The 6,000-nt window shown below is 71.9% G+C and carries 7 protein-coding genes; 1 reads left to right on the forward strand and 6 read right to left on the reverse strand.

The window, feature by feature from the left end; all coding sequences use genetic code 11:
• Positions 1 to 136: 136 nt before the first annotated feature.
• From RB150_04105 to RB150_04125, 5 genes are all read right to left on the reverse strand, one after another.
• Positions 137 to 1,294, reverse strand: a complete 1,158-nt coding sequence (locus tag RB150_04105) for a GuaB3 family IMP dehydrogenase-related protein (protein MDQ7819720.1) — start codon at positions 1,292 to 1,294, stop codon at positions 137 to 139.
• The gene (gene hpt, locus RB150_04110) at positions 1,294 to 1,890 is read right to left on the reverse strand and encodes a hypoxanthine phosphoribosyltransferase (protein ID MDQ7819721.1); all 597 of its coding nucleotides are present in this window, start codon (positions 1,888 to 1,890) and stop codon (positions 1,294 to 1,296) included. The genes RB150_04105 and hpt overlap by 1 nt, the downstream gene beginning before the upstream one ends.
• A gap of 179 nt (positions 1,891 to 2,069) precedes the next feature.
• The gene (pyrE, locus tag RB150_04115) at positions 2,070 to 2,657 is read right to left on the reverse strand and encodes an orotate phosphoribosyltransferase (protein MDQ7819722.1); all 588 of its coding nucleotides are present in this window, start codon (positions 2,655 to 2,657) and stop codon (positions 2,070 to 2,072) included.
• 26 nt (positions 2,658 to 2,683) lie between these two features.
• On the reverse strand, positions 2,684 to 3,484 hold the full coding sequence (gene pyrF / locus RB150_04120) for an orotidine-5'-phosphate decarboxylase (GenBank protein MDQ7819723.1): 801 nt from the start codon (positions 3,482 to 3,484) through the stop codon (positions 2,684 to 2,686).
• Positions 3,471 to 4,424: a dihydroorotate dehydrogenase gene (locus tag RB150_04125; GenBank protein MDQ7819724.1), complete on the reverse strand. Its 954-nt coding sequence runs from the start codon at positions 4,422 to 4,424 to the stop codon at positions 3,471 to 3,473. The genes pyrF and RB150_04125 overlap by 14 nt, the downstream gene beginning before the upstream one ends.
• A gap of 381 nt (positions 4,425 to 4,805) precedes the next feature.
• On the opposite strand from RB150_04125, the gene RB150_04130 reads away from it, so the two are divergent.
• A complete protein-coding gene (locus RB150_04130) occupies positions 4,806 to 5,357 on the forward strand; it encodes a hypothetical protein (protein ID MDQ7819725.1) in 552 nt (183 codons plus the stop codon).
• A gap of 226 nt (positions 5,358 to 5,583) precedes the next feature.
• On the opposite strand, the gene RB150_04135 is transcribed toward RB150_04130, so the two are convergent.
• Positions 5,584 to 5,874, reverse strand: a complete 291-nt coding sequence (locus RB150_04135; GenBank protein ID MDQ7819726.1) for a hypothetical protein — start codon at positions 5,872 to 5,874, stop codon at positions 5,584 to 5,586.
• Between the last annotated feature and the right edge of the window lie 126 nt (positions 5,875 to 6,000).

Here is a 6,000-nt window from a genome sequence, read left to right on the forward strand (position 1 = left end):
CATCCGTCCACGCTCAGGTACCCCCGGGATCCCCCTCAACGACGGCACCGCTTTCGCGGCCTGAGGGCCACGGACCGCAGTGCAGACGCGCCCCGGACGCCGGCTCCCCGGTGCCGGACCCCGTCGCTGTGTTCCCTCACCGCCCCTGCCCCACGCCCTGGGCGAACTGCCAGCCCTTGCCCTCGGTGGCCAGCGACGGGGCCAGGACGATCTCGGCCTGGTGCATCTCGACGACGGTGCGCGCCCCGCACATGCCCATGGCCGTGCGCAGGGCCTCGGCCAGGTTCTGGGTGCCGTCGTCGGTCCGCGCCGGCCCCAGCAGGATCTGCCGGAGGGTGCCCGCGGTCCCCACGCGGATGCGGGTCCCCCGGGGCAGCGCCGGATGCGGCGTGGCCATCCCCCAGTGGTACCCTCGCCCCGGCGCCTCCTCGGCCCGCGCCAGGGCCGATCCCAGCATGACCGCATCGGCGCCGCAGGCGATGGCCTTGGCCACGTCGCCCCCGGTGGCGATGCCGCCGTCGGCGATCACCGGCGCGGAGCGGCCGGTCCGGCGGGCGTGGGCGTCCCGGGCCGCCGCCACGTCGGCGATGGCGGTGGCCTGGGGCACGCCCACCCCCAGCACCCGGCGGCTGGTGCACGCCGCCCCGGGCCCGACGCCCACCAGCAGGCCGGCGGCCCCCGCCTCCAGCAGGCTCAGGGCCGCCTCGTAGCCGACGCAGTTGCCCACCAGGACCGGTACGTCGGTGCGGGAGATCAGGTCGCGCAGGGACACCGCCCGCCCGCGGGACGACAGGTGCCGGTCGGTCACCACGGTGGACTGGATCACCATCACGTGGGCGCCCGCCTCCACCGCCACCGGGAGCAGCCGCGGCGCGGCCGCAGGGGTGACGGCACCGCAGGCCACGGCCCCGGCGGAGCTGATGGCGCGAATCCGCTCCGCCACCAGGTCTTCCCGGACCGGCGCCTGGTACACCCGCTGCAGGACCGCCACGACCTCCTCCGGAGCGGCGGCCGTGATCTCCTCCAGGGGCTCCTCCGGATCCGGGTAGCGGGTGCTGAGGCCTTCCAGGTTCAGCACGCCCAGGCCGCCCAGTTCCGACAGGGCCACCGCGGTCCGCACGTCCACCACGCTGTCCATGGCGGCGGCTACGAAGGGCAGGGTAAATCGCCGTTCACCCACGGACCAGGACAGGTCCACGTCGGCGGGGTCGACGGTGACGGCGGCGGGGGCGAGGGCGACCTCGTCCAGACTGTAGGTGCGCCTGACGGTGCGGTTCCGCCCCAGGAACAGCATCAGCGTCCGGGGGTGACGGCTCCGGCCGGGCGGACCAGCGCCTCCGGCGGCTTCTGGCCGTACACCTCGGGCTTGAGCACGCAGATGAAGGGCAGGTTGCGGTACCGGCCGGCGTAGTCCAGGCCGTAGCCCACCACGAACCGGTCGGGGATCTCAAACCCCCGGTAGTCGATGGGCACGGGGCGCAGGCGGCGGGGGACCTTGTCCAGCAGCGCGCAGACCTTCAGGCTGGCCGGATAGCGGGCCTTGAGGGTCTCCAGCAGGTAGTCCATGGTCAGGCCGGTGTCGATGATGTCGTCCACGATCAGCACGTGGCGGCCCTCGATGGACTGGTCCAGGTCCTTGAGGATGCGCACGATGCCCGAGCTGTCGGTGCCGTTGCCGTAGGAACTGGTGGCCATGAAGTCCAGCTGGCAGGGGATGGTGATGTGCCGGAGCAGGTCGGAGACAAACAACACCGCTCCGGTCAGGATCCCGACCAGGAGCGGCTCTTTCCCGTTGTAGTCCCGGCTGATGGCCTGTCCGAGCTCCCGGATGCGGGCCGCCAGCGCCGCCTCCGGGATGAGGATTTCGTCGATATCGTCCAGGAGCGCCAGAGCCGTTCACCTGCGCCGGCCAGGTCCGGGCCGCGGCGGAACATCCGACCCGGTCCGGCCATCGAATGTGGCTCGATTATAGGGGCCGCCCGGCGCCTCTGTCAACGAACGCCCCCGCCACCCGTGGCCAGAATGTTCGTGTTTCGCTCACGCCGCGAGAAAGCGCGCCGGCGGCCGCGCTAGCCCACCGCGGCCGGCCAGCTGCGGCTGCCGGGCTTGACCAGGGGAACGCCCTCGCGGCACAGGTCGCACAGAGACGGGATGTAGGCGGGGGCCTCGATGGCCGCCAGGGCCTCAACGGGACAGTCAAACCGCAGCGGGACGGCGCTGCGGTCCACGATGGCGCCCACCCCGACCACGACGCCGCCCAGACGCTCCACCAGGCGCGCCACCTCCCGGGTGGCGGCGCCGGTGGTCACCACGTCCTCCACCACCAGCACCCGCTCGCCGGGCGCGATGGCGAACGAGCGCCGCAGCTCGAACTTGCCCTCCACCCTCTCGGCGAACAGCGACCGCGCGCCGAGGGCGCGGGCCACCTCGTGGGCGATGATCATCCCGCCGTAGGCCGGTCCGATGACCGCCTGGGGGCGGCTCGCGCGGAACCGGTCGGCCAGCGCCGCGCCCACCCGCGCGGCGTGCTCGGGGTACTGGAGCAGCAGCGCGCACTGGATGTACTGGGGGCTGTGCATGCCCGAACTGAGCAGAAAGTGACCGGTCTGAAACGCCCCGGTCTGCCGCAGCAGCGCGATCACGTCGTCCGCCCGCATCGCCACCACCCCGCACCCGGCCCGGTCTACACCTTCCGCGGCGGGGCGTCGCCCTCCTGGCGTAACGCCGCCTCGATCTCCTCCAGGATGCTGCCGGCTGCCTCCCGCGGATCCGGCGCCTCGAGGATCGGCCGGCCGACCACCAGGTAGTCGGCTCCGGCCCGGACCGCATCCCGGGGGGTGGCGGTGCGGGCCTGGTCCCCCTCGTCGGTCCCCGCCGGCCGGATGCCGGGGGTGACGATGATGAAGTCACTCCCGCACACCTGGCGGATCGCCGCCGCCTCGCCCGCCGCCGCCACCACCCCGTCCAGGCCGCACCGGCGGGACAGCAGCGCGGCCTCCACGATCTGTCCGGACGTGCCAGACGTGGCGGGCTCGCTGGTCAGGCGCGTCACGCCCACCAGGAGGGGACGCGCGGACACGCGGTCGGACAGCCTCCCCGGAGGATCGCGGCGGGTCCGGAGGGCCCGGGCGGACCGCGTGAGGGCCTCGTCGCCGGCGGCCACGTGCACGGTCATCATGGATACCCCCAGGTCGGCGGCCGCCCGGACGGCGGCGGCCACGGTGCGGGGGATGTCGTGGAACTTCAGGTCGAGGAACACCTGTCCCCCGCGGTCGAGGACGGCCCGCACGGCCGCCGGCCCGGCGGCGGTGAACAGTTCCGACCCGACCTTGAACCACGACACGAGCCCACACAGGCGATCCACCAGATCTTCCGCCTCCGCCAGCGTGGGCACGTCCAGCGCAACGACGAGGACGGAATCGCGGGATCGCGGGACCGCGGGAGCGCGACCGGACGTCGGGTCCGGGGCATCACGCGTGTTCACGGGGGACCTCCAGGGAGCCGATGATCTGGCCGATGTCGGTCAGGCCGCACGCGGCCAGGTAGCGTTCCAGCCCCAGCCGGATCTCCGTCGCGACGGCCGGGGCATCCAGCACGGCCGAGCCCACCGCCACCGCGCGGGCGCCGGCGATCAGGAATTCCAGGGCGTCTGAGGCCGCGGCGATCCCGCCCATGCCGATGACCGGGATCCGACACGCCCGGGCCACCTCCCACACCACGCGCACGGCCACGGCCCGCACGGCCGGCCCCGACAGGCCCCCCGTGACACCCCCCAGAGCCGGGCGGCGGGTGGAGACGTCGACAACCATCCCCAGCAGGGTGTTGATCGCCGACAGCCCGTCGGCGCCGGCGTCCTCGGCGGCCCGGGCGACCGCCACGACGTCGGTCGCATGGGGGGTCAGCTTCACCAGAAGGGGGCGCGGGAAGACGCGGCGGACGGCGCCCGCGAGTTCGGCGGTCAGGACCGGATCCACCCCGAAGACCATCCCGCGGTCCACGTTGGGGCAGGAGACATTCAGTTCGACGGCAGCCACGCCGTCTTCGTCGGCCAGGACCTCCGCCATGGTCACGTACTGGTCTATGGACTCGCCGGCCAGGCTCACGATGACGGGGATGCCCAGGGTCCGGAGGAACGGCAGCTCGCGGGTGAGAAAGCCGGCCAGGCCGGGGTTGGGCAGGCCCAGGGAGTTCAGCCACCCCGCCGGGGTGCGGACCACCTGGGGGCGCGGGTGGCCGGGGCGCGGGTCAACGGTGACCGACTTGGTGATGAAGCCGGCGAAGGAGCGGAGGTCGACGACGCTCTGGACCTCGCGCCCGAAGCCCAGCGGGCCTGGCGCGGCCAGAACCGGGTGGGCGAACCGGATGCCGGCGACCTCGACGGCGAGGGACGGCGACCCAGGGTGCCGCGGTTCGGTGTTCGATATCCGAGCTTCGAGGCTGGGGAAGCGGGGTGTGAGGTTCAGAGGTTCGCAAGTCGGGGCCGAAGCCGCATCCGAAGACCACGGCTTTCCCTCTTGCCCTTTCCCTCTTCCCTTTTCCCTCTTCCCTCTTCCCTTTTGCATGCCTTCCCGGCCTCACGGGACCGGCTTAAAGGACACCACCTGCTGTCTGCGGGCACTGTAGCACGGTTAGAGGGAGGAGGGAAGAGGGGAACGACATGGCGGCGGCGGCAACGCGGGGCGGGAGAGACGCGGAATCTGGCTGTGAGCGGAGGAAATGCGGGGGGGCCGTCTAATGTGTGCGGCCGAGAGGGCATGCTCTGTAGCGCGCGTTCAATCCTGCCCCTGAAGGAGGGAGCGCACACGATGAAACGTCTGTCAGTCGTCGCCCTCACAGTCACAGCGGCTCTGGCTGTCGGAGCCTGGATGCCGGCGCCGGCCGCGGCGCAGCTGGCGACCCAGCGGGGCAACTCCGTGAGCGCCCGGCTGGTCAGCATCGGCGGGACCACCGACTGGGTGCTGGGGGTCGCCTACCGGATCAACCCCACGCTGGACGCGGCGTTCGCCTACAGCACCATCCCGCCGTTTGACAGCGAGATCGACCTGGGGGTGCGGCTGCACTTCCCGGCCCGGACGCCGGGGATCGACCCGTTCGTGGGGGCCGGGATCGCCTTCACCAACGTGGCGGGGACCAGCGGGTCGGGCGTCTTCATTCAGGGAGGCGCGGCTCTCACCCTGGCCCCCCGGTGGCAGGGGTTTGCGGCGATCCACTACGTCTCGTCGTCGGGGCTGACGGCCACCATCTACGACGTGGGCGTGCAGTACCAGTTCACCAGCCAGACGTCGGGGGTACTGGGCTTTACGGGGTCCAGCGCCGGCAACGGGGTCTACGTGGGGGTGAGCTTCAACCTCCGCTGACGGCCGGCCGGGCGGGCGGGAATCCGGGGAGGGGGCGGACCAGCGTCCGCCCCCTCGCCTTTTAGCCCCCCTCATCGCCAAGCCCTGCGGAATTTTGGGGTCAGACCCCTCGATCTCGATTCAGGCTCGGAATTCCGCGCGAAATTTTGGGGTCAGACCCCTCATTTTGGGGTCAGACCCCCAGCGTCGAAATTCCGGGGCCGCGTCGAGGCGCGCGCCGCGCCCCTTACGTCGTCACCACTGGTGGTGCCGTCCGGGAACCCGACGCCTTGCGGACGATGATCCACTGGCCGTTCTCGTACTTGACGAGGTCTCCCACCTGGACTTCGCGGTAGAAGTCCCAGGGGACGATGTATTCGGCGGCCTGGATGACGATGGCGGGTTTGCCGGCCCCCATCCCGGTGCTGACGATGTACTTGTCCTCCACGAAGCCGACGAGGGGACCTCGATCCTCCTGCTCGCAGGAGGGCACCTGGGCGATGACGGCCAGCAAGGCGACGGCCAACAGGACCTTCACGGTCTCCTCCTCATGGTCGGACGGTCCGCCTGAGTGGGCGGCGGTACACTAACCTAAACGATTCGAGCCGGGGACGGAGTTCTCCCGTTCCCCCTTCACCCTCACCCTCTCCACCGCCTCTCCCAA

Source organism: Armatimonadota bacterium, from assembly GCA_031081675.1.
Taxonomy (GTDB): domain Bacteria; phylum Sysuimicrobiota; class Sysuimicrobiia; order Sysuimicrobiales; family Kaftiobacteriaceae; genus Calidihabitans; species Calidihabitans tengchongensis.